Source organism: Streptomyces sp. NPDC050263 (assembly GCF_040655955.1).
GTDB lineage: Bacteria > Actinomycetota > Actinomycetes > Streptomycetales > Streptomycetaceae > Streptomyces.
In genome coordinates this window covers 1-21,133 of record NZ_JBFAKW010000054.1, presented here as the reverse complement: position 1 = coordinate 21,133, position 21,133 = coordinate 1, and the positions used below count along the sequence as shown (strand labels likewise).

Here is a 21,133-nt window from a genome sequence, read left to right as displayed (position 1 = left end):
CGAGGAGGCCGCCGCCCGGCCGGGCTCAGTAGGACGGGTTGAGCGGGAAGACGCGGTCCACGCCGAACCACTTCCGGTAGACGGCGTTGGCCTGTCCCGAGGTGTTGAACTCCCGCAGCCATGTGTTGACCCACTGCAGCCAGGTGGCGTCTCCGAGGGGCACGCCGATGCCGTTGTACTCGAGCGGGACGACAGAGTCCTCGGTGACCTTGAGTGAGGCATCCGACTTGGCCTGGAAGTTGAGGAAGTTGGAGTCCTCGACCATGGCGTCGGCCTGGCCCTGCTTGACGGCGAGCACAGCGGCGGAGGACGTGTCGTACTCCTGGATCTTCGCCTTCGGGTTGCCGGCCTTGACGGCGTCGCCGTTGGTGGATCCCTTCGTCACGGCAACGGTCTTGCCGCTGAGGTCCTTCAGCGTGGAGATGCCGCTGGACTTCTTCACCAGCATCACCTCACCCGCGACGATGTAGGGATCGCTGAAGGCGACCTGCTTCGCCCGCTCGGCCGTGGTCGTGAAGTTGCAGACCACCGCGTCGACCTTCTTGGTCTGCAGGTTGGGGATGCGGTTGGCGGACGTGGTGTCGACGATCTTGACCTTGACGCCCAGCGCCTTGGCCATGGCGGTCGCGACGTCGACGTCGAACCCCTGAGGCTTGTTGTTCTCGTCCATCGAGCCGAACGGCGGGAACGACAGGCAGCTGGCGACGTTGAGGGTGCCGCGCTTGATGACGTCCTGAAGCGTCGAGGACTGCTGGTTCGCAGCCGACGTACCACTGCTGGAGGTGCATGCGGCGAGCGATGCGACAGCGGTCACACCGATACAAATCGCCATCAGATTGCGGTTACCGTGACGAAGTCTCATCACATACATCCCTTCCGGGAGGGTTTGAGGGTGAGCCTGGACGGCCGAAGAAGGGGGGTGATCACCGTCGATCGCCAGCGTGTTTTGCACTGCAAAACTACGTTTCACATTGCATCGGGTTGCGTTGGGGAGAAGCTAGTCCGGCGCCCCACGGTCGTCAACGGCCGATTTCAACATGTGACATATCGTTTTGCTATGCAGTACGGTAGGGTCCCGGTCGGGTCCTGCCAGGGGACCCGCGGGGACCGCACCCCGCATCGCGTCTCCGCAGGAGGAACCGGCGTGGCTTCGCTCGACAGCGCGCATCAGACACCCGACCCCGGGCCCCGTCGCAACGCCTCGTCGTCCCTGCGACGCGCGCTGAGCATCCTGACGTACCTGGCCGAGGACGAGGGGCATCCGCAGGGGACCTCGCTCACCGACCTCGCCACCGGGCTGCAGATGAGCAAGAGCACCCTGCTGCGGCTCGTCGGCCCGCTGCGGGAGGAGCGGCTGGTGGACCAGGATCCGGAAAGCGGTCACTACCGGCTCGGCCCGCAGAACGCCCTGCTCGGACAGCTCTACCTGGAGCGGCTCGACATCCGACGCACGGCATCGCCGCTGCTGCACCAGCTCGCCCAGGACGTGCACGAGGCGGTGCACCTGGTCAGCTTCGATCCTCCCGAGATCGTCTACATCGACAAGGTCGAGAGTCCGCAGGCCGTGCGGATGCACTCCCGGATCGGCGGGCGCCAACCGGCCTACTGCACAGCCACCGGCAAAGCCTTCCTCGCTCACGCCACCGACGACGTCCTCGACACGGTGACAGCGGCCGGCATGCCCGCACGCACACCGGCCACCATCACCTCCCCCGAGCAACTGCGGGCCGAACTCGCCCGCATCCGCGATCGCGGCTACGCCGTCGACGACGTGGAGAACGAGCTCGACATCCGGTGCGTGGCCGCACCGGTCTTCAACCACAACGGGGTCGTCGTCACGGCGGTGAGCATCTCCGGCCCAGCCTCCCGCGTGACCCCGGACCGCATCGCGGAGATCGGAAGGCAAGTCACCAAGACCGCCCAGGCCCTCACCGACCGCTTGGGCGGAGTTGTTCCGCCACCTCGGTGAACGCCCGCCTGCCCCCAACGCCTGCGAGCAGGCCGTGCATGAGCAGTGCGCAGGGAAGGGCGAACAGCCGGGCTGCGGCCCCCGTGTCGGCGACGGCGCGCGCTACGCTCCCGTGTCGTGCACAAGACGCGGCTCGACACTGCTCGGATCCGGGCGGCCCGCCGGGTGATCGACCCGGTCTTCCTCGACACTCCGCTGTACCGCTGCGAGGCGCTGGAGCCCGGCCTCGGGTGCGCGGTGAGCGTCAAGCTCGAAACGGCGAACCCGGTGCGCAGCTTCAAGGCCCGCGGCACCGAGGTGGTCGCGAGCCTGCTCGCCGAGAACGGCTCGCGGGACGTGGTGTGCGCCAGCGCGGGCAATCTTGGCCAGGCCCTCGCCTGGTCCGGTCGCGGCCGCGGGCTCGACGTCACCGTCGTGGCGTCCCGCTTCGCGACCGTGGCCAAGCTTGACCGCATCCGCGCACTGGGCGCCGGGTTGGAGCTGGTGGACGGCGACCACGAGCTGGCTCGCGAGCGGGCGGCGGCCATCGCGCGCTACGACGGCATCCGGCTGGTCGAAGACAGCCTGGACCTCGAGACCTGCGAGGGCGCGGCGACCATCGGCCTGGAACTGGTCGACACCGTGCCGTCGTTCGACGCCGTCCTGATCGCTCTCGGCGGCGGGGCGCTGGCCACCGGTGTGGGGCATGTGGTGAAGTCCTCGGCGCCCGAAGTAGAGGTGATCTGCGTCCAGCCGCTGGGCGCACCGGCGATGACCCGCTCGTGGCGCGAGCGGCGCGTCGTCACCACCGACTCGACCGACACCATCGCTGACGGCGTCGCCGGCCGGCGTCCCGTCCCGGCCGTCCTGGACGACCTCCTCCTGGTCGCCGACGACGCCGTCCTGGTCCGGGAGGCGTCGATCACCGCCGGTATGCGGATGCTCCTCGACCACGCCGGCCTCGTCGTCGAACCGTCGGCCGCGCTCGGCATAGCGGCGATCCTCGAAGACCGCGACCGCTTCGCCGGACGGCACGTGGTCACCATCGTGTGCGGCAGCAACGTCGACGTGGACGCCTATCACCACTGGGTCGGTGCGGCTCCCAGCCGGAGGTCTTGACGAAGGCGATGCGTGTGTAGAGGACAACCAGAGGCCGGAAAGGGCTCATGGTGTCTTAGCGGTGCACGTAGGCTCTGCATGCGCGTGCTCGATGGGGAGCGTGTCGCGCCTGTGCTCGAGGGGTTGGTGAACGGAGTGTTCCGCTGTGTCGCAAGCTCGTGAGGAAGAAGTCCTGGCCCGGATCGGTAAGGGACTTGTCTATACCGAGTCGGAAGCTGCGTTCCAGGCCCCGCGACGCCGGACGGACCAGATCTTCGAGTTCAACCACACGCCACCGAGCGAAACGGAGAAGCGTCGATCGCTGCTCGTGGCGATCTTCGGATCGGTCGGAGAGCGCACGGTGCTGTTGCCGCCGTTTCACGCCGGGTTCGGAAGCAACGTCCACATCGGTGACGACTTCTTCGGAAACGTGAACCTGACGTTTGTCGATGACGTGGACATCCGTATAGGCAACGGTGTCATGATCGCCCCCAGCGTCACACTGACCACGACGGGACACCCGGTGCATCCCTCGCGACGCGTGGACTTCGGGCGGTTCTCGGAACCGATCGTGATCGAGGACAAAGTGTGGATCGGCAGCAACGTCGTCGTCCTGCCAGGCGTCCGGATCGGCTACGGATCGGTCATCGGCGCCGGCAGCGTCGTCGCCCGCAGCATTCCCCCGATGAGCGTCGCGGTCGGAACGCCTTGCCGTGCAATCCGTCCCATCACGGACGAAGACCTCACCACGCGTACTGCCGAGCGTTAGCGGCGGGGATGCCCAGCCGGCTCACGACGGTGTCGCACAGGGTCCGGCGCCTACTTGAGCAGTGAGCGTTCAAGCCGACGCTCAGTCATGCGGTAGTGCAGTAGTGATGCAGTCACGCAGTCAGGCGTCCGGCAGGAGGAGCCAGGCCTCGGAGAAGGCGAGGCCGTGCTCGTGGGTGGCCACCCCGCACGGGCAGCTCAGCGTGATCAGACGCCAGTCGCAGGTCACCGTCCACGGACCGGCCGTGCCCCCGCACCCCGGGCAGCCGACGGTCTCGGCCGTCCACACCCCCGGAGCGGGCCTGCCGTAACGACGGAACCGGCCCGCGTACCGAACCTCCCAGGGCACGGCCGGGGGCGTGAGCGGGGCCCTCCCGGGCAGACACCTCTCGGCCAGGGTGGCGAACAGGGCGATCAGATCCGGGAGCAGGGCGTCGCCCGCTTCGGTCGGCGGCACCGCCACTGCGTCCGACGGCCTCGCCGCCGCCGCGTATCTCGGGGCCGCCGCCGCGGCCGGTGGGTTCGGGTGGGCATGCCAGGGCAGCAGCGCGCGAGCGACGGCGGCCAGGAGGGCGGCGGCGGGCGGGCTGACGGCGCCCGCGTCGAGGTGGTGCAGCGTGGTGCGCAGGATGCGTTGGAGCCGACGGTCCCGGTCCGTGGCCAGGGTCCGCGCCGTCGCGGCCCGCCGGGTCGGGAGCGGGGCGGTGAGACGGGCCAGGACGGCCGCAGCCGCCTCGGCATCCGACGCGGCGGGCCGCCACTCCCCGGCGGCCAGGAGTTGCCGGGCCCGCCCTGATTCCCGGCCGAGGGCACGCGTCGACAGCGGATGGGCGCCGGAAGCCGAAACGTGGCTGCCGCGTCCACTCGTCATGGTCCCCCCCGGCTCCCTGTATCGCCGCCGTACCGCCGTACCGCCGGAGATTCTCACACGTGGACGGTTCGTGTCGGCGTGCGCCCCCGGGGCTGCCGGCAGGCCGTCAGCGGGTGTCGACGCGGTGCGTGAACGGCTCGAAGGCGTGGCTGAAGTACCAGGTTTCCTGGGCGATGCCGGAACAGGAGTCGGAGCCCCCGGTCCCGACGCAGCCACCGTTGTCGCGCTGGAGCGCCCAGAAGGACAGGGTGTCGATCCCCTTGGCGACGGCCCACTTCTCGACCTCGACCGCGTTCTTGGTGGTGAACGTCTCGTCGGGGCCGTAGTCGTCGATGCCGGGCATCTCGGTGACGCCGATGCGGCCCCACAGCTTCGCCGGGTTCGTCTTCGGGTAGAGGGCGGCCAGTTGGGCGTGCAGGCCGGCGGCGGCGGTCTTGGTGTCGGCCGCCATGTCGTGGGCGGCGCCGTCGTAGTAGTCGAACGTCATGATGTTGACGACGTCCACCCGGGCGCCGTTGTCGACGGCGTTCCGCAGCAGGGCCACGCCGTTGGCTTCGAGGCCGGTCGTCGTGGTCGGCAGGGTGTAGGAGAACTGGAGGCTGCGGCCGGTGCGTTCGGCCCAGCGCTCGGCCTTGGCGACGGCCTTGTTGCGGCGGTCGATGCCGGCGGCGTTGTCGATGGAGTCGGCCTCCACGTCGAGGTCGATGCGCGTGATGCCGTAGGTCGTGGCGAGACTTTCGTACACCGCGGCGATGGCATCGACGCTGGTGCAGCTGTCGGCCAGTTCGGTGCCGGTGGTGTCGGCGGTGTATCCGCCGAAGGACGCGATGACGTTGCCGCCGCGGGCCTGGATCGCGGCGATGTCCCGTCCGAAACTCGCCCGGGCGATCGGCTGGGTCGAGTCGCCGTTCCAGTAGGCGGTGCACGAACCTGCCGCGGGCGTCTGGAGGAAGGCCATCGTGAGGTACTTGTTGCCCGACTCGGCAGCGAGCGCGGCCGGGCTTTCACCGGTCCAGGCCTCGAAGTACGGCGCCGCCACATGTGCGGGCATGGGCTTGGCGGCGTGCGCCGGCAGTGGCGACGACGCCTGTGCACCGCCTCCCCCGAGGGCGACCAGCGCCGCTGACAGGGCAGTTGCGGTCGCGCCGTACAACGGCGCACGAAGATGACCGAATCGTCTCATTGACACTCCCATTGACACTTCCCGTGACGAACAGGCCAGGCGGGAATCGGGAAACCGGAACAGCGACCATGCTTGGACTAGACCAATAAACTGTCAAGGTTCTTTACAATTAACTGACCCAAACGGCGGCCGGGACATTGGCGCAAGCCACCCGTGATGCCATTCGTCGAAGCGCATCGACACCGCCCACCGCCCTGACGGGCCGCCAAGACCGCCCATACGGCAGGGCAAAGAAACCTTCTTTTGATTCTTCCTATTGTTTCGTCGGAAACATGTCACTAGCTTTCGCTGCCAAGTGAAGCGCTTCGACAGTCGTTCCATCCGACGAAAGGACGCAAGGGATGCCCCTCCAGCACCCGGCGGACGTCACCCTCGCCAATCCCGTGATCCCCGGCTTCCACCCGGATCCCAGCGTCTGCCGCGTCGGCGACGACTACTACCTCGCGTGCTCCAGCTTCGAGTACTTCCCCGGCGTCCCCCTCTTCCACAGCCGCGACCTGGTCCACTGGACGCAGATCGGCAACGCCCTCGACCGGCCGAGCCAACTGCGCCTGCCCGTCGGCGTACCGTCCTCCGGCGGCATCTACGCCCCCACCCTGCGCCACCACGACGGCCGTTTCTGGCTGATCGTCACCAATGTGAGCGAAGGCGGCGGCAACCTGCTCGTCACCGCCACCGACCCCGCCGGCCCCTGGTCGGACCCCCTCCCGCTGCCCGACGTCCCCGGCATCGACCCGGACCTCGCCTGGGACGAGGACGGAAACTGCTGGTGCACGTTCGCGGGGGTCGGACAGGTCCGCCTCGACCCCCGCACCGGCGAGACGCACGGCCCGCAGAGACGACTCTGGTCGGGCGGTCCCGGCGCCAAGGCTCCGGAGGCGCCGCATCTGTACCGGATCGGCGACCACTGGTATCTGCTCATCGCCGAAGGCGGCACCGAGCGCGGCCACGGCGTCTCCATCGCCCGGGGCGACGGGCCCACCGGCCCGTTCGAGCCGTGCCCGGCCAACCCGATCCTCACCCACCGCGGCACCGATCACCCCGTCCAGAACACCGGCCACGCGGATCTGGTGCAGGCCCCCGACGGTTCCTGGTGGATGGCGCTGCTCGGGGTACGGCCGGGCGGCGGCACGCCGGGCTGGCACGTACTCGGCCGTGAGACGTTCCTGGCCCCCGTGACCTGGGTGGACGGCTGGCCGGTCGTCGGCGAGGTGACCCTGCGACTGCCCGCTCCCCCGTGGCCGCTCGCCCCGGTCCGCGGCGAAGCTCCCCGGGACGACTTCGACCTCAGCGAACTACGGCCGTCCTGGATCTCCCTGCGCGATCGTCCCGCCGAGCACTGCACCACCAAGGAGCGCGCCGGATGGCTGACGCTCCGCGCACGGGGCGATTCCATGGACGAGCCCGACGTCGTCCTCGTCGGCCGGCGCCAGCAGCACCTGTCGTGCCGGGCGCGTGCTCTCGTCGACCCGGCGGAGGGACGCGGTGGTCTCGTCGTCCGCCTCGACGAGCGGCACCACTACGAGATCGAGGCATCCGGCACGACGGCACGGGTGATCGCACGCGTCGGCACGCTGCGCACCCTCGTCGCCGAACAGCCCGTCCCCGCCGGGCCGTTGGTCCTCGGCATCGAGATCGGCGAGCCGCCGACTCCGCATGACTCACGCACCGGGCCCGACGTCGTCTCCCTCGGCGTCGAGGAGTCCGACGGCACGTTCACCACGCTCGCGACGCTCGACGGCCGTTACCTGTCCACCGAGGTGGCCGGCGGCTTCACCGGTCGCGTCATCGGCATGTACGCCGCCGAGGGCACGGTCCACTTCGACTGGTTCGCGTACGAGCCGCAGGTCCCCTGAGCCACTCCCCGCCCCCTGACCACGGATCGGACCACCCGCACGACCGACCGAAGGGACGACACATGAACCACGCACAACGCCCCGTGCGCCCGCGCCGCCACGGCCCGGGGCGACTGGCAAGCCTCCTGCTGACGTTGATCGTCATGCTCGCGACGGCAGGCGGCACGGCGTCCGCCGCGTCCGCCGAGCCCGGTGGGGCCACACCCTCAAGGCCGGCGATCCGCGTTCCGGCCGCGGCTGCCGACGCCGTGGCCGCGATGCAGCCCAGCTGGAACATGGGCAACACCCTGGACGCCATCCCCGACGAGACCTCCTGGGGCAACCCGCCTGCCACCAAAGCCCTGTTCGACACGATCCGCTCCCAGGGCTTCCGCAGCGTCCGGATCCCGGTCACCTGGACCGACCACCAGTCCGCGACCGCTCCCTACACGATCGACACCACGTTCATGAACCGCGTCAAGCAGGTCGTGGACTGGGCACTCGCCGACGGGCTCTACGTCGTCGTCGACATCCACCACGACTCGTGGCAGTGGATCGCGAACATGCCGGCCGACCACGACAGGACGCTCGCCCGCTTCAACGCGTCCTGGACGCAGATCGCGGCCGCGTTCAAGGACGAGCCGCGCACGCTGCTCTTCGAGAGCATCAACGAACCGCAGTTCAACAACGCCTCGGACGCCCAGAAGACCCAGCTCCTGGACGAGCTGAACACCTCGTTCCACAGCATCGTGCGCTCCTCGGGCGGCCAGAACGGCAGCCGCCTGCTCGTGCTGCCGACCGTGGGATCCACGCCCTCCCAGGACCTCATGGAGCACCTGTCCACCGCGATGGGCGCGCTGCACGACAACAACCTCGTCGCGACCGTGCACTACTACGGCTACTGGCCGTTCAGCGTGAACATCGCCGGCGGCACCCGGTTCGACGCCACCTCCCTCAAGGACATGACGGACGCCTTCGCCCGCATGCGCGACGTCTTCGTCGCCAAGGGCATCCCGGTCTACGTAGGCGAGTTCGGCCTGCTCAGCTATCCCGACTACTTCCAGCCGGACGTCGTCGAGCGGGGCGAGGCGCTGAAGTACTTCGAGCAGTTCGGCCACCTGGCACGCACCACCGGGGTCACCACCGCCCTGTGGGACGCCTACAACTACCTGAACCGCAGCACGCTCCAGTGGCGTGACCCGGGTCTGATCGCACAGATCAGGTCGAGCTGGAGCACCCGCTCGGGAACCGCCTCCTTCGACAAGGTCTTCGTGCCGAAGTCGAGCGCCGTCACGGCGCAGACGCTCACGCTGAACCCGAACGGCACCGCCTTCCAGGGCCTCTGGCAGGGCGGCACCAGACTCGTCGCGGGCCGGGACTACACCGTCTCCGGCAGTCAGCTCACCCTCACGGCCGCCGCGCTCACCCGGCTGACCGGCAACCGCGCCTACGGCGTGAACGCCACACTCCAGGCCCGGTTCTCGCAGGGCGTCCCCTGGCCGATCGACATCATCACGTACGACACTCCGGTACTGGCCGGCGCGACCGGATCGACCGGTTCCCTCGAGATCCCGACGCAGTACCGCGGCGACGTCCTGGCGACCATGGAGGCCAGGTACGCCGACGGCGGCAACGCCGGCCAGGCCGACTGGACCCCCTACCAGCAGTTCAACACCGCCTTCTCCCCCGACTACCCGGGCAGCTCCCTCCTCCTCACCGCCGGATTCCTGGGCGCGCTGCGCGAGGGCGCACCGGTCACACTCGTCTTCCACTTCTGGAGCGGCGCGACGGTGACGTACCACGTGACGAAGTCCGGGGGCTCGGTGACCGGCACGGCCTCCTGACCGTAGAAGTCCAGCCCCTTCAGTCCTCTCGTGATCATTCACGGTTGTGGCATCCGCTCAAGACTCTCTACCTTTGCTCGTGATGACCCTCACACGCAGATCAATCGTCAAGGCAATCTCCGCCGCGCCCTTCGCCGCAGTCGCCGGGAGCGTCCTTGCCCCCGCCACCGCGCACGCGGCCACTGTCGACCCCGGCCAGTTCACCCTCACCAGCCGGTCCTCCAACCGGTACGGCCAGTTCGCCGATCTGACGGCCGGTCTGGCGACGCAGCTGACCGAGGTCGACGCGTCCACGGTCCTGGCCGACGCCACCCGCAGCGCCGACGTCCTCGCCAGTGCCCCCAGCACCGCTGAGGCGTTCCAGGCCGGCTTCGCCTGGGACAGCGCCGACCAGGCGGTCGACTACTGGATTCCACAGGGCGTCACCACGAGCGCCGACGCCTACGGCAACGGGCTCTACCCGGCGGGCGGAAGCAACAAGGTCGTCCTCGTCTCCTGGTACTTCGAGACCGATCCCGACGCCGACGGCGTCGACGAGTACGCCCTCGACAAGGGCATGCGGCTGACGTTCGTCGACCACACCGACGCCTCCGCGCCCAGGTACCGGCACGTCCTGCTGGTCGAACCCGTCACGACCGCCACGGGCGAGTACTCCTTCAACCCCCTGCGCAAGCACGCCGGCGGCATCATGTGGTACGGCGATCTGCTCTACGTCGTCGACACCTACAAAGGCCTGCGGGTGTTCGACCTGAGCACGATGTTCAAGGTCGCCACGGCGGAGGGGGACGTGTGCGGTCTGCACACCGACGGCCAGTACTACGGCTATGGCTACCAGTACGTCCTGCCGCAGAGTCATGCCTACGACAACGCCGGAACCTACCTGCGCTACACGACGATCGGGCTGGACCGCGCCAGCAGCCCCGACAGCCTCGTGATCAGTGAGTACTCCTCCTCCGGCACCGTCAGCTACACGGACGGCGCCTTCACCGGCACGGGCGCGGGCAGCGTCACCACGCCCAAGGTGGTCCGCTGGAACCTCGACTACACCGACCGCCACCTGGCTTCGCTGAGCGCCGTCGAAGCCGTCAGCGTCGGCCAGCAGAAGATCCAGGGCGTCGTCTCCCGGGGCACCCAGCACTACCTCTCGGTGAGCAACGGCCCTTCCGGGACGGGCGCGTTGCGCACCTTCGCCTCCGGCGCCTCGACCGCGAGCACCGTCTGCGATCTGGCCGTCGGCTGCGAGGACCTCAGCTATCACAGCAGCGGGGCGTCCGGCTGGACGTACGGCGAGTCCGTGATCTGGAACGTCAGCGAGTACCCCGACAAGCGCTTCGTCTACGCGGTCCGCGCGGACGGCACGTAGCCGCATCAGGAAGAAGTGACCCGAGCACCGCAGGCGTGATCCCCTCTGCACCCCGCCCCCCACCCGACATCCCGGGCCCGCGCTCAGGACGCCGCTTCGCTCCAGCGGTTGAGCGTCTCGGCGCCGGCGTCGTAGGTGAGCCAGGTTCCGTCGCCGAGCGGGCGGACGTAGCTGTCGACAGGGCCGGTCGGGTACGCGACCGGCCCGCGTATCTCCAGGGTGCGGGCGTCGAGCAGCCAGTGGCGGGCCCGTTCCGGGTCGTCGTCGGATTCGACCGTCGAGGCGATGACGGTATCGGCGTCGACGAACCCGCAGCCGTCGTCCCAGCAGGGCGTGTCCTCGTCGGCCGCCTCGGGCTCCCCCTTCGCGAGCACGGTGCCGTCCAGTGCGTGCAGTTCCAGGTCCGCTCCGTAGTGCTCGACCGTCAGGAAGCCGGAATGTCCCGCGTGGACGTCCGTCAGGATGCGGTCGGTGGTCTTGTCGAGGTCCCAGGCGGTGAGCCTTTCGCCGTCCCGGCGTGCCCAGTGCAGCAGGATGCCGTCCTGGCCCATGCCGATGCACAGCCCCATGTGGACGCCGTCCGGGTGGGAGAGGTGGTGCGAACCGGCGGCCGCGCTGTCCAGCGGCAGCCGGGCCGACTCCCGCCCGTCCCGGGCGTCCAGGACGACCCAGCACTCCCGCCCGCCGCGCTCCTCCGGCTCGACCACATGCGCCCAGACGAGCCGCCCGTCGTCGGAGACCCGGCAGGAGCCGTGTTCGAGGCCTGTGCACACCTCCTGCTCGTCCCCCGTGTGCGGGTGACCGACCTGCGGCCCCCAACAGCCGTGCCGGTACTCCCACAGCGTCTCTCCGCTGCTGCCCACGGCCCGCACCGCGCGCTGACCCGAGAACACCGCGACCGTGCCGTCGGAGCTCACCGAGTGGACGCCGCGGTCCCATCCGGGCCAGGGAAGAGCGAAGACGGCAGCCGGCGCGCGCTCCCCCTCGAAGACCTCGTGCAGGTCGTAGACCTCCAGCTCATGCCCGTTCTGGAGCAGGGCACGACGTGCCCCGTCCCCACGGCTCTCGAAGGCGAAGCCGTTGACCAGCGCGCGTCCTCCCGGCAGCCTCACCGAGTCGCGCAGTTGTGCGGTGATCGACATGCCCCGAAGGTAACCGGCCCCACTGACATCGGGACCGGCGCGGAGCAGCATGCCGTGACCCACGCCTTCTCACCGAACGCGCCGGCCCGCCGTCTCCTCCGTCCGCCCGCCCGTCGGCCGCTCGCGTCCCCAGGCGGCCAGCGGCTGGAGCGCGTCGTTGAGGCGCGTGCCGTCCTCGGTCAGTGAGTACTCCACGCGGGGCGGCACCTCGTCGTAGGAGACGCGGTGCACGACGCCGTCCGCTTCCATCTCGCGCAGATGAGAGGCCAGCACCTTCTCGGTGATCCCCGGGAGCAGTCGGCGCAACTCGCCGAAGCGGCGGCAGGGCTGCTCGTGGAGCGCCCAGAGGATCAGCACCTTCCACTTGCCGCCGATCACCTCCATCGCGGCGTCGATCCCGCAGGTGTGTCCGTCCGGTGCGCCCGGCCGGTTCAGCGTCGTCATGCCCCCACCCTTCCGACGTGCTCGCTCACCTCAGGGTAACCACCCACTCCCAAGTGCGTACTTGATCGTTTCCGGAGCTGCGACCAGCCTGATCGGCATGACACACAACACTGTGGAGAAGACCCCCGTCACACTGCTGGGCCTCGGCGCGATGGGCACCGCGCTGGCGCGCGCCTGGCTTGCCGCAGGCCACCCGCTCACCGTCTGGAACCGCACTCCGGCCCGCGCAGCGTCTCTCGCCGCCAAGGGCGCCCGGGTCGCGGACAGCGCCGCCGAGGCGGTCGCGGCCGGCACACTGGTCGTCGTCTGTCTGTTGGACGACGCCTCGGTCGACGAGGTGCTGGCCGACGCCGACCTCGCCGGGAAGGACCTGGTCAACCTCACCACCAGCACCCCGGCCGAGGCCCGCGCCCGCGCCGAACCGGCCCGCGAGCGCGGCGCCCGCTACCTGGACGGCGGAATCATGGCCGTCCCTGCGATGATCGGCGTCCCGGGAGCCGGCGGTTACGTCTTCTACAGCGGCTCGCGGGAACTGTTCGAGCGGCACCGGGACACGCTGAGCGTCCCGGCCGGAACTACCTACGTCGGCGAGGACGCGGGCTTCGCGGCGCTGCACGACGTGGCCCTGCTCAGCGCCATGTACGGGATGTTCGCCGGCGCCGCGCACGCCTTCGCCCTGATCCGCAAGGAGGACATCGACCCCGCGTCGCTCGCCCCGCTCCTCGCCGACTGGCTCGTCGCGATGGCCCCGGCGGTTCACCAGACCGCCGACCGGCTGCGCAGCGGCGACTACACCAAGGACGTCGTCTCCAACCTGGCCATGCAGGTGGCCGGCACACCGACCTTCCTGAACACCGCCGAGGAGCAGGGCGTCAGTCCGGGACTGCTGCGTCCCTACTTCGACCTGATGCGCCGCCGCCTGGCCGAGGGCAGCGGCGCGGAGGACCTGACCGGCGTCGTCGACCTGCTCGTACGCTGACCGGTCGTCGAGGGCAGGCGTGGCCTCAAAGGCGGGTGACGCCCCGTCCGACTCACCAGGTCTTGCCGGCCTGTTCGCGGATCGTGTGGTTGATGCGGTTGAAGAAGTTGGTGATCGAGATGTTCAGGATGATCGCGGACAACTGCTTCTCGTCGAAGTGGTCGGCGGCGGCGTCCCAGATCTCGTCGGTCACGCCCGGTGCGCCGTCCTGGATCCGGGTGGCGGCTTCGGCCAGTGCGAGCGCCGCCCGCTCCTCCTCCGTGAAGAAGGGCGTCTCGCGCCAGGTGCCCACGCTGTGGAGCCGCTCGTCGGTCTCCCCGTGCTTCTTCGCCGACCGGACCCCGGCGAACACACAGGGGGCGCAGCCGTTGATCTGGCTGGCCCGCAGGTGGACCAGCTCGAGCACGAGCGGGTCGACGCCGGCGGCTTGGATCGCCTTGATGAGCTGCTGGATCGCCGCGATCACCTGGGGATCGCCCGGGCTCTTCATACGTGTTTCCATCGGTGCTGCTCCTTCATCGGTTACCTGTGGTCGTTCGGGCCCGTCATCACCCATGACGGAGCAGCACCGAGGAAGGTGACAACATGTCCGACAGCAGCCCCACGAACCCGGTGGCCGAGGCGTTCGACGCCCAGCGTGACCGGCTGTGCGCGGTCGCCCACCGCATGCTCGGCTCGCACGCCGATGCCGAGGACGTGGTCCAGGAGGCGTGGCTGCGGCTGTCCCGCCAGGACACGGCGAGCATCCACAACCTCGCCGGCTGGCTGACCACGGTGGTCGGCCGGATCAGTCTCGACGTGCTGCGATCGCGCCAGTCCCGTCCCGAGGCGTCCTACGACGCCCGGCTGCCCGAGCTTGTCGTGGCGGCCGACGACGGTCCTGCGCCGGAGGACGACGTGGCGCTCGCCGACTCGGTCGGGCTCGCGCTGCTGGTCGTCCTCGAGTCGCTCGGGCCGAGCGAGCGGCTCGCGTTCGTGCTGCACGACCTGTTCGCGGTGCCGTTCGAGGAGATCGGCCAGATCCTCGGCAAGTCCACCGCCGCCACCAAGATGCTCGCCAGCCGAGCCCGCAGGAAGGTGCAGGCGACGGACCGGCCGTCGGCCGTCGGACAGGAGCAGCGAGAGGTCGTCCGGGCGTTCCTGGCGGCAGCTCGCGGCGGCGACTTCGACGGGCTGCTGCGCGTGCTCGACCCCGAGGCGCGGCTGACCGCCGACACTCCCGACGGCGTGGTCGTCACCATCGGCGCGACCCGGGTCGCCGCCGGCGCGCAGTCGGCGGCCCGCGCCGCCACGCGGGGGCGGGCGGTTCTCGTCAACGGCCTTCCCGGCGTGGTGTCGTGGCATGAGGACGGCACCCCGCTCTCGGTGCTTGCGTTCACCGTCGCCGACGGCCGGATCACCGGCATCACGGCCGTGACCCACCCGGCCAGGCTCGCGTCGATGGAGCTGCCGGATCCTGAGTGAGTCACCGTCGGCTGTCGCTCCCGTCCGGCGACCGTCCGCAGGCGTCAGCCCTCGGACGGTTCCTCGAGCATGGCGAGGGTCAGGACGTTGCCGCCGATGCCCCAGCCGCCGTCGGTGACCTCCTCGACCAGGACCATGGTGTTGGCGCGGGCCCGCTCTCCGTAGAGCTCGACGTACAGCTCGGTGGTGCGCGTGACGATCTTCTCCTTCTGCTTCTCGTCGAGGGTGCCGGCGGGGACCTTGAAGTTGGCGAACGGCATGACGGATCTCGTTTCCGGGATGGGGATGGGGATGGGGTGGAGATGGGGTGGGGGCCCCACGGCACGGGCGCTGTGGCCGCTCAGATGACGCCGCCGTTGGCGCGGATGACCTGGCCGTTGACCCAGTGGCCGGCCGGGGAGGCGAGGAAGGCGACGACCTCGGCGATGTCGGCGGGGGTGCCGAGCCGTTCCAGCGGGGACTGGGCGGCCAACCGGGCGATGGTCTGCTCGTCCTTGCCCTCGAGGAACAGGTCGGTGGCGGTGGGACCGGGGGCGACCGCGTTGACGCTGACGTCCCGACCGCGCAGCTCGCGGGCGAGGATCATCGTCAGCGCCTCGACCGCGCCCTTGCTGGCGCTGTAGGCGCCGTAACCGGGGAACGCCAGGCCCACCACGGACGTGGAGAACGTGATCACCGCCCCGCCGCCGCGGATCCTCCGGGCGGCCTGCTGGGCGACGACGAAGCTGCCGCGGATGTTGGTGCGGTGGACCGCGTCCAGCTCCGCCAGGTCCAGGTCGACGATCGGGGACAGATTCATCCGGCCGGCGGCGTGGACGACGACGTCGACGCCGCCGAACGTCGACTCGGCCGTGTCGAACAGTGCGGCCACCTGCTGCTCGTCCGCGACGTCCGCCCGGACGGCGACCGCCCGGCCCCCGCCGGCTGCGATCTCCGCGACGGCGGCTTCGGCCAGCTCGCGGTTGCCGGCGTAGCCCACCACGACGGCGAGCCCGTCGGCGGCCAGCCGGCTCACCGCCTCCCGGCCGATACCTCGGGAACCACCGGTGACGACGGCGACGCGCGGCTGGTCTGCGGGCTGGTCGACTGCGGCATGGGTCGCCGCGGTGTCCTGCTGTGGCATGGAGACTCCTGCGAGGAATACGGGTGCCGCGACCGGTGGTCGTGGCGCGGAGCGTCGGCGTTGCCGCCGAGGGCCGCTCCCTGCTGTGTGTCTTCATCGTGAGCCGGTGTTCCCGTCCCAGCCAGGGCTGTCCCTACCCAGGGGTTGTCATCCCCTGGCTCACGGCTCCCGTGCGCGTCATCCTGGGGAGCGTGAACCACTCCGAACTCGCCGCGTACCTGAAGTCGCGGCGCGCCCGCGTCCGCCCGACCGATGTCGGCCTGCCGGTGGGTCCGCGGCGACGGGTGCCCGGACTGCGGCGCGAGGAGGTCGCCCAGCTGGCCGGGCTGTCCGCCGACTACTACACCGAGCTGGAACGCGGGCGCGGCGCTCAGCCCTCCGCTCAGGTGCTCGCCGCGCTGGCCCGGGCGCTGCGGCTGAACGGCGACGAACGCGACCATCTCTTCCATCTCGCCGACCGCCCCGTGCCGCCGGCCGCGCACGGCCCGACCGCGCATGTCCAGCCCGCGCTGTTCGGCCTGCTGGACCGGCTCACCACCACCCCCGCGCAGGTCATCACCGACCTCCACGAGACGGTCGTCCAGAACGAGCTGGCCGTGGCCCTCGTCGGTGGGCGCCCGGCCGTGCGCGGCCCCGCAGCCAGTCTGGTCTACCGCTGGTTCACCGAACCCGAGGCCCGCTCCCTCTACCCCGCGGAGGACCACTCCCACCACTCGCGGGTCTTCGTCGCCGACCTCCAGGCCGTCGCCGCCCGCCGCGGCGGGGACAGCGAGGTGCAGCAGCTGGTGGCCGCGCTCCGACGACGCAGCGACGAATTCTCTCGTCTGTGGGACACCCATGACGTCGCCCTCCGCCGGACCGACCACAAGCGCATCGCACACCCGACTCTGGGCGTCATCGAGCTCGACTGTCACAGCCTGTTCAGCGAGGACGGACGGCAGCGCCTGCTGTGGTTCACCGCGCCGCCCGGCAGCGAGGGCGCCGCCCAGCTGGAGCTGCTCTGCGTCATCGGCACCCAGGACCTGTCGCCGGGCCCGACCGCATCCGAACAGCGCCGCACCTGACCCCGTGGTCGGGCCACGGCCGCCGGCCTCGATTGCGGAGAGGGGGAGCCGGCAGGTTGGGTGTGTGGAACAGACAGCCCAGCATGAAGAGGTAATCAGCGTGCGCATCAACCGACTTGCCGTGGTCCTGGCGGCTTCCGCCGTTCTCGCCGTGGCCCTCACCTCGTGCGGACGCGAAGAAGGCGACGGCGACGGCGACGCCAGGTCGGCGGCCACCGGGTCCAGCGACGCGACCGTCACGCCCACCGCCCCCTCGGCATCGGCATCGGCCACCGCCACTGCCTCACCCACCCGTACGGGTTCCGGCAGCGCCAAGGCCGTGGACTGCACGCCCGGTTCGTTGGAGTTCGCCGTCAAGAAGGTGAGCCGTCCCCTCAACCATGTCCTCATCACGGCCACCAACACCGGCGCGCAGGCCTGCCGTGTCCACAGCTACCCGGCCTTGCGGTTGAGCGAGGACTCACAGTCCGTCACCGACAGGGTCGAGGAGAGCCAACCGCAGTCCGTTGTCACCCTCGATCGCGGCGCCACCGCATACGCGGGCCTGACCACCGCGTCCGCCGACGGCAACAGTCAGACCAAGGTGACCACGTCCACGATCGGTCTGTATCTGTTCGGCCCCGACGAGGAACCCAGCGACTCCGGGGCGGAGCTGCCCGTTCCCGGCGGTTCCCTGTACGTCGAGGAGGACAACGCCCGGGTCACGTACTGGCAGGACGACGCGAACGCCGCCCTCGCCTGGTGACCGCGCAAGTGCCCGGCCCGGTAGCGACATCGACCCTTGACCTATGCTGAGCCGCCCATACACGTACAGGGAAAGGTGCGACCGGTCCATGCCGTTGCGAGATGGTGATCCTGAATCCGTCGGCGGCTACATCCTGCTCGACAGGATCGGCGCGGGCGGCATGGGCACCGTGTTCCTGGGCCGATCGGCCGCCGGGCGCAGGGTCGCGGTGAAGCTGGTGCACCCTCAGCTCTGCGAGGACGAGGAGTTCCGCGCCCGTTTCCGGCAGGAGATCGCGGCGGTCCGCCGGGTCAGCGGAGCGTTCACGGCCCCTGTCGTGGACGCCGACCCGGATGCCGATCAGCCGTGGATGGCCACGCTGTACATACCGGGCACGAGTCTGTCGGCCCGGGTGGACCGCGGCGGCCCGCTGGCCGGGCCGGAGCTGCGGAGCCTGGCGCTGGGTCTCACCGAGGCGCTGCGCGAGATCCACCGGGTCGGTGTGGTGCACCGCGATCTGAAGCCGGGGAACGTGCTGCTGGACGAAGAGGGCCCACGCGTCATCGACTTCGGCATCTCGCGCGCGGTCGGAAACCGGCAGTTGACCGTCACGGGCAATGTGATCGGCACGCCCCCGTTCATGTCTCCGGAGCAGTTGCGGTCGCCGCGCGACGTCACTCCGGCCTCGGACGTGTTCTCGCTGGGCTCGGTGCTGGCCTACACAGCCACCGGTAGCGGGCCGTTCGACGCGGACACGCCGTACATGGCCGGCTATCAGGTGATGTACGAGGCGCCCGTACTGGAGGACGTTCCGCAGCCGCTGCGCGCTGTCGTCGAACGCTGCTTGGACAAGGATCCCGCGGCCCGCCCGGGGGTGGCGGAGCTGCACGAACTGTTCCGCGCGCTGCCGGAGACCGGGGCCTCCCCCGTCGGCGTCGGCGGGGCCCACCGCGGTTCGGGGGTGGTGACGAGCGGTGGCACGGGTCGCTTCGTCCGCGTCCCGCACACCGTCCACCCGGCCGACTCCGACTCCGACTTCGCCGCCGTCGCCGTCCCTGCCGGTTCGCACGACACGGTCGGCGGGGCGGCGCCCGAGGCTTCCACCGAGCCCGGCGGCGGCCGACGACCGCGCTCGAAGCGTCGCGGCCGACCGCGCACCCGACTGCTCGCGGCCGTCGGCACGGCGGTCGCCGTCGTCACCGGCGGAACTGTCGTGGCGGTCAACGCACTCGGCGGCGACGAGCGGACCGCCTCGCACACCGCCTCGCTGCCGACCGGCTGGCAGCCCTGGCAGACGACGCTCCGCATCGACCACGCGCCCGACACGATGATGGACTCCGGTCCGCCGGGATGCGTACCCGAGGGCGCCGTCCTCTACTGCGGCGGCGAGGGCTTCACCGTCGCCAGGATCGATGCCGCCACCGGCCGTGTCGTCTGGCGTTCCGGCGACTCCGTCCAGAACGCGACGCCGTACGGAGTGCGGGACGGCGTCGTGTACGTCGCCGAGCAGACCCACGGTGAATTCCGGACGGCGGCCCTGGACACCGCCACCGGGAAGCGCAAGTGGGCGCAGGACACCCCGAACGACGACTCGGTCGTCTTCAGCGGCGGGTTGCTGACCTCTACGGGCGACGCCAAGGGGTTCATCGCGTACGACACGGCGGGGAAGGTCCGGTGGCGGTCGCCGAAGGCCGCGTTCTGCACACCGCTCTCGCTGGCCGGCGTTCCGTACGCCGAGTGCACCGTCGCCGGCGAGGACGGTCACGTCCCGGTCACCCTGATGCGGCTCGACCCGGACGACGGCACGGCCCGTAAGCTCGCGACACTGCCGATCGGCGCTCTGAGCATCGGACAGGCCAAAGGACAAGCGATCTACGTCCAGCCCGCGGCGGCGGCGAACCAGGACGGGGAGATCGACAGCGAGCGCCAGTACACGACGCTGCTGCGGGTCGACCCGGACACCGGCTCCGTGCGTCCCGTGCCACTGCCCGGCACCCTGCGCGGTGTTCCGGCCCTGGTCGGCGACGACGTCGTGGTCTTCGCGCAGACCAACGGCACGGTCACCGCGGTGTCCGCCACCGACGGCAGGCAACTGTGGCAGCGGCCGACCGACATGGAGGGCCTGTCGCGGCCGGTCCTGTCGGCCGGGTACGGACGGATCTACTTCGCCAACCGCATCGGCCGCGTCGTGGCCCTCGATCTGAAGACCGGCGCGGAACTCTGGCGGTCGTCCGCCGTCAGCAACCTGGGAGACGCGTCCCAGGACTGGGCGCCGAGCGTCTCCCTCGTCGGTGACGAGATCGTGGCCATGGCCGGCAGCACCCTCTTCTCCCTCGGCCCGGACGGCCCCGAAACAGAGCCCACCGTCTCCGAACGGCCTTGACCTCAAGTCGGGTTGAGATTCTACGGTCGGTCGCATCGAACCAACGCAGGCGACGACAGAGGGACCGGCCATGGAGTACTCGCACAGCGACACCGAACTGATCCGGCAGCCCATCGGGTACTGGAGTTGGGCTGCCTCCAAGGCGGTCGTCACCCGTATCCGGGCCGGACTCGCCGAGTCGGGCACCACCCAGCCGCAGTGGTGGGTCCTCGCGCAGGTCGCAGGCGCCGACACCGTCAAGACCCGCGACGAGGTGTCTCTCCTCCTGGGGAACTACCTCGACGAGGGCGCGGAGAGCATCGAGTCGGAGATCGACCGGACCGTCGCCCAGGGCTGGGTCACCGAGGACGCCGACGGACGCCTGGGCATGACGGCGGACGGCAGGGCGTTCTACGACAAGGTCGCGGCCCTCCAGGCGGAGTTGAGCGCCGAACGGCATGCGGGCATCTCGGACGAGGAGTACCTGACCACGCTCAAAGTGCTCCAGCGGTTCATCCACAACACGGGCGGGCGGGCCTGGCACCACTGACGAGCTCGGCGAAGCCGTGGGGCTCGCACAGGGCGCGGCAGCGGGCGTCCGGGTCTCCTCGGCCGTCCTCGCCCTGAACAACGGCGGTTCGTCTGACTGGACTTCCCGCTCCGTGGGGATGCCGTCCCGATCGGTGTCGTCATCCCCGGTGTCCCGTACGAGTCCCGCCGTAGGACCTCGGTCCGGAGGCCGCTTCGACGGCCGCTCTTCATCCTTGGCGGCGCCCCGTGAACAAGGATCGGAACCAGGGTGGCACAGTGAGAAGAGGTATGCATAAGCGGTTTCTATCGGTGGTTGCGACTCCTGGAAGGAGTCCGTCCCGTGCCGAAGTACCCGCCGAACCGCCTGCCGCTGTCGGTACCGAAGAAGTA

20 protein-coding genes are annotated in these 21,133 nt (G+C 70.1%); 12 read left to right on the top strand and 8 right to left on the bottom strand.

What is annotated here, in order from left to right; translation table 11 throughout:
- Positions 1-25: 25 nt before the first annotated feature.
- A complete protein-coding gene (locus AB0J04_RS23810) occupies positions 26-814 on the bottom strand; it encodes a transporter substrate-binding domain-containing protein (protein ID WP_363170563.1) in 789 nt (262 codons plus the stop codon).
- Between the two features lie 330 nt (positions 815-1,144).
- On the opposite strand from AB0J04_RS23810, the gene AB0J04_RS23805 reads away from it, so the two are divergent.
- From AB0J04_RS23805 to AB0J04_RS23795, 3 genes are all read left to right on the top strand, one after another.
- Positions 1,145-1,969, top strand: coding sequence for an IclR family transcriptional regulator (locus AB0J04_RS23805; protein ID WP_363170562.1), 825 nt, complete (start codon positions 1,145-1,147; stop codon positions 1,967-1,969).
- A gap of 117 nt (positions 1,970-2,086) precedes the next feature.
- Positions 2,087-3,067, top strand: coding sequence for a pyridoxal-phosphate dependent enzyme (locus tag AB0J04_RS23800; protein WP_363170561.1), 981 nt, complete (start codon positions 2,087-2,089; stop codon positions 3,065-3,067).
- 145 nt (positions 3,068-3,212) lie between these two features.
- Positions 3,213-3,815 (top strand): sugar O-acetyltransferase, encoded by a 603-nt coding sequence (locus tag AB0J04_RS23795; RefSeq protein ID WP_363170560.1) that lies wholly within the window; start codon positions 3,213-3,215, stop codon positions 3,813-3,815.
- A gap of 120 nt (positions 3,816-3,935) precedes the next feature.
- Here the strand turns inward: AB0J04_RS23795 and AB0J04_RS23790 are convergent, their stop codons facing one another.
- A complete protein-coding gene (locus AB0J04_RS23790) occupies positions 3,936-4,685 on the bottom strand; it encodes a hypothetical protein (protein ID WP_363170559.1) in 750 nt (249 codons plus the stop codon).
- 106 nt (positions 4,686-4,791) lie between these two features.
- Positions 4,792-5,868, bottom strand: a complete 1,077-nt coding sequence (locus AB0J04_RS23785; RefSeq protein WP_363170558.1) for a chitinase — start codon at positions 5,866-5,868, stop codon at positions 4,792-4,794.
- A 341-nt stretch (positions 5,869-6,209) separates the two neighbouring features.
- On the opposite strand from AB0J04_RS23785, the gene AB0J04_RS23780 reads away from it, so the two are divergent.
- From AB0J04_RS23780 to AB0J04_RS23770, 3 genes are all read left to right on the top strand, one after another.
- A complete protein-coding gene (locus AB0J04_RS23780) occupies positions 6,210-7,724 on the top strand; it encodes a glycoside hydrolase family 43 protein (protein WP_363170557.1) in 1,515 nt (504 codons plus the stop codon).
- A gap of 62 nt (positions 7,725-7,786) precedes the next feature.
- The gene (locus AB0J04_RS23775; RefSeq protein WP_363170556.1) at positions 7,787-9,547 is read left to right on the top strand and encodes a cellulase family glycosylhydrolase; all 1,761 of its coding nucleotides are present in this window, start codon (positions 7,787-7,789) and stop codon (positions 9,545-9,547) included.
- A gap of 82 nt (positions 9,548-9,629) precedes the next feature.
- A complete protein-coding gene (locus AB0J04_RS23770; RefSeq protein ID WP_363170555.1) occupies positions 9,630-10,910 on the top strand; it encodes a hypothetical protein in 1,281 nt (426 codons plus the stop codon).
- An 83-nt stretch (positions 10,911-10,993) separates the two neighbouring features.
- On the opposite strand, the gene AB0J04_RS23765 is transcribed toward AB0J04_RS23770, so the two are convergent.
- Both AB0J04_RS23765 and AB0J04_RS23760 read right to left on the bottom strand, forming a co-directional pair.
- Positions 10,994-12,052: a hypothetical protein gene (locus tag AB0J04_RS23765; RefSeq protein ID WP_363170554.1), complete on the bottom strand. Its 1,059-nt coding sequence runs from the start codon at positions 12,050-12,052 to the stop codon at positions 10,994-10,996.
- 69 nt (positions 12,053-12,121) lie between these two features.
- Positions 12,122-12,496, bottom strand: coding sequence for a helix-turn-helix domain-containing protein (locus AB0J04_RS23760; RefSeq protein ID WP_363170553.1), 375 nt, complete (start codon positions 12,494-12,496; stop codon positions 12,122-12,124).
- A gap of 97 nt (positions 12,497-12,593) precedes the next feature.
- On the opposite strand from AB0J04_RS23760, the gene AB0J04_RS23755 reads away from it, so the two are divergent.
- Positions 12,594-13,475 carry an NAD(P)-binding domain-containing protein gene (locus AB0J04_RS23755; RefSeq protein WP_363170552.1) on the top strand — a complete coding sequence of 294 codons (882 nt, stop codon included), beginning with the start codon at positions 12,594-12,596 and terminating at the stop codon, positions 13,473-13,475.
- 52 nt (positions 13,476-13,527) lie between these two features.
- Here the strand turns inward: AB0J04_RS23755 and AB0J04_RS23750 are convergent, their stop codons facing one another.
- Complete coding sequence (locus AB0J04_RS23750; protein ID WP_363170551.1) at positions 13,528-13,977, bottom strand: carboxymuconolactone decarboxylase family protein; 450 nt, start codon at positions 13,975-13,977, stop codon at positions 13,528-13,530.
- A gap of 83 nt (positions 13,978-14,060) precedes the next feature.
- Between AB0J04_RS23750 and AB0J04_RS23745 the strand changes: the two genes are divergently transcribed.
- Positions 14,061-14,939 (top strand): sigma-70 family RNA polymerase sigma factor, encoded by an 879-nt coding sequence (locus AB0J04_RS23745; protein ID WP_363170550.1) that lies wholly within the window; start codon positions 14,061-14,063, stop codon positions 14,937-14,939.
- Positions 14,940-14,983: 44 nt separating this feature from the next.
- On the opposite strand, the gene AB0J04_RS23740 is transcribed toward AB0J04_RS23745, so the two are convergent.
- Both AB0J04_RS23740 and AB0J04_RS23735 read right to left on the bottom strand, forming a co-directional pair.
- Positions 14,984-15,199, bottom strand: coding sequence for a 4-oxalocrotonate tautomerase family protein (locus AB0J04_RS23740; protein WP_363170549.1), 216 nt, complete (start codon positions 15,197-15,199; stop codon positions 14,984-14,986).
- 80 nt (positions 15,200-15,279) lie between these two features.
- Entirely contained in the window at positions 15,280-16,062 is a 783-nt protein-coding gene (locus tag AB0J04_RS23735; protein WP_363170548.1) for an SDR family oxidoreductase, read from the bottom strand.
- Positions 16,063-16,253: 191 nt separating this feature from the next.
- Between AB0J04_RS23735 and AB0J04_RS23730 the strand changes: the two genes are divergently transcribed.
- The 4 genes from AB0J04_RS23730 to AB0J04_RS23715 all read left to right on the top strand — a co-directional run bounded on the left by AB0J04_RS23730 (position 16,254) and on the right by AB0J04_RS23715 (position 20,762).
- Positions 16,254-17,126 carry a helix-turn-helix transcriptional regulator gene (locus AB0J04_RS23730; protein ID WP_363170547.1) on the top strand — a complete coding sequence of 291 codons (873 nt, stop codon included), beginning with the start codon at positions 16,254-16,256 and terminating at the stop codon, positions 17,124-17,126.
- Between the two features lie 100 nt (positions 17,127-17,226).
- Positions 17,227-17,871, top strand: a complete 645-nt coding sequence (locus tag AB0J04_RS23725) for a DUF4232 domain-containing protein (protein ID WP_363170546.1) — start codon at positions 17,227-17,229, stop codon at positions 17,869-17,871.
- An 88-nt stretch (positions 17,872-17,959) separates the two neighbouring features.
- Positions 17,960-20,233 (top strand): serine/threonine-protein kinase, encoded by a 2,274-nt coding sequence (locus AB0J04_RS23720; protein ID WP_363170545.1) that lies wholly within the window; start codon positions 17,960-17,962, stop codon positions 20,231-20,233.
- Between the two features lie 70 nt (positions 20,234-20,303).
- A complete protein-coding gene (locus AB0J04_RS23715) occupies positions 20,304-20,762 on the top strand; it encodes a MarR family winged helix-turn-helix transcriptional regulator (protein WP_363170544.1) in 459 nt (152 codons plus the stop codon).
- Positions 20,763-21,133 lie beyond the last annotated feature (371 nt).

What these genes read in the sequence shown, in the direction of transcription:
- AB0J04_RS23790 (WP_363170559.1), bottom strand. Translation starts at nt 4,685, where the DNA reads ATGACGAGTGGACGCGGCAGCCACGTTTCGGCTTCCGGCGCCCATCCG.
- AB0J04_RS23785 (WP_363170558.1), bottom strand. Translation starts at nt 5,868, where the DNA reads ATGAGACGATTCGGTCATCTTCGTGCGCCGTTGTACGGCGCGACCGCA.
- AB0J04_RS23780 (WP_363170557.1), top strand. Translation starts at nt 6,210, where the DNA reads ATGCCCCTCCAGCACCCGGCGGACGTCACCCTCGCCAATCCCGTGATC.
- AB0J04_RS23775 (WP_363170556.1), top strand. Translation starts at nt 7,787, where the DNA reads ATGAACCACGCACAACGCCCCGTGCGCCCGCGCCGCCACGGCCCGGGG.
- AB0J04_RS23770 (WP_363170555.1), top strand. Translation starts at nt 9,630, where the DNA reads ATGACCCTCACACGCAGATCAATCGTCAAGGCAATCTCCGCCGCGCCC.
- AB0J04_RS23765 (WP_363170554.1), bottom strand. Translation starts at nt 12,052, where the DNA reads ATGTCGATCACCGCACAACTGCGCGACTCGGTGAGGCTGCCGGGAGGA.
- AB0J04_RS23760 (WP_363170553.1), bottom strand. Translation starts at nt 12,496, where the DNA reads ATGACGACGCTGAACCGGCCGGGCGCACCGGACGGACACACCTGCGGG.
- AB0J04_RS23755 (WP_363170552.1), top strand. Translation starts at nt 12,594, where the DNA reads ATGACACACAACACTGTGGAGAAGACCCCCGTCACACTGCTGGGCCTC.
- AB0J04_RS23750 (WP_363170551.1), bottom strand. Translation starts at nt 13,977, where the DNA reads ATGGAAACACGTATGAAGAGCCCGGGCGATCCCCAGGTGATCGCGGCG.
- AB0J04_RS23745 (WP_363170550.1), top strand. Translation starts at nt 14,061, where the DNA reads ATGTCCGACAGCAGCCCCACGAACCCGGTGGCCGAGGCGTTCGACGCC.
- AB0J04_RS23740 (WP_363170549.1), bottom strand. Translation starts at nt 15,199, where the DNA reads ATGCCGTTCGCCAACTTCAAGGTCCCCGCCGGCACCCTCGACGAGAAG.
- AB0J04_RS23735 (WP_363170548.1), bottom strand. Translation starts at nt 16,062, where the DNA reads ATGCCACAGCAGGACACCGCGGCGACCCATGCCGCAGTCGACCAGCCC.
- AB0J04_RS23720 (WP_363170545.1), top strand. Translation starts at nt 17,960, where the DNA reads ATGCCGTTGCGAGATGGTGATCCTGAATCCGTCGGCGGCTACATCCTG.
- AB0J04_RS23715 (WP_363170544.1), top strand. Translation starts at nt 20,304, where the DNA reads ATGGAGTACTCGCACAGCGACACCGAACTGATCCGGCAGCCCATCGGG.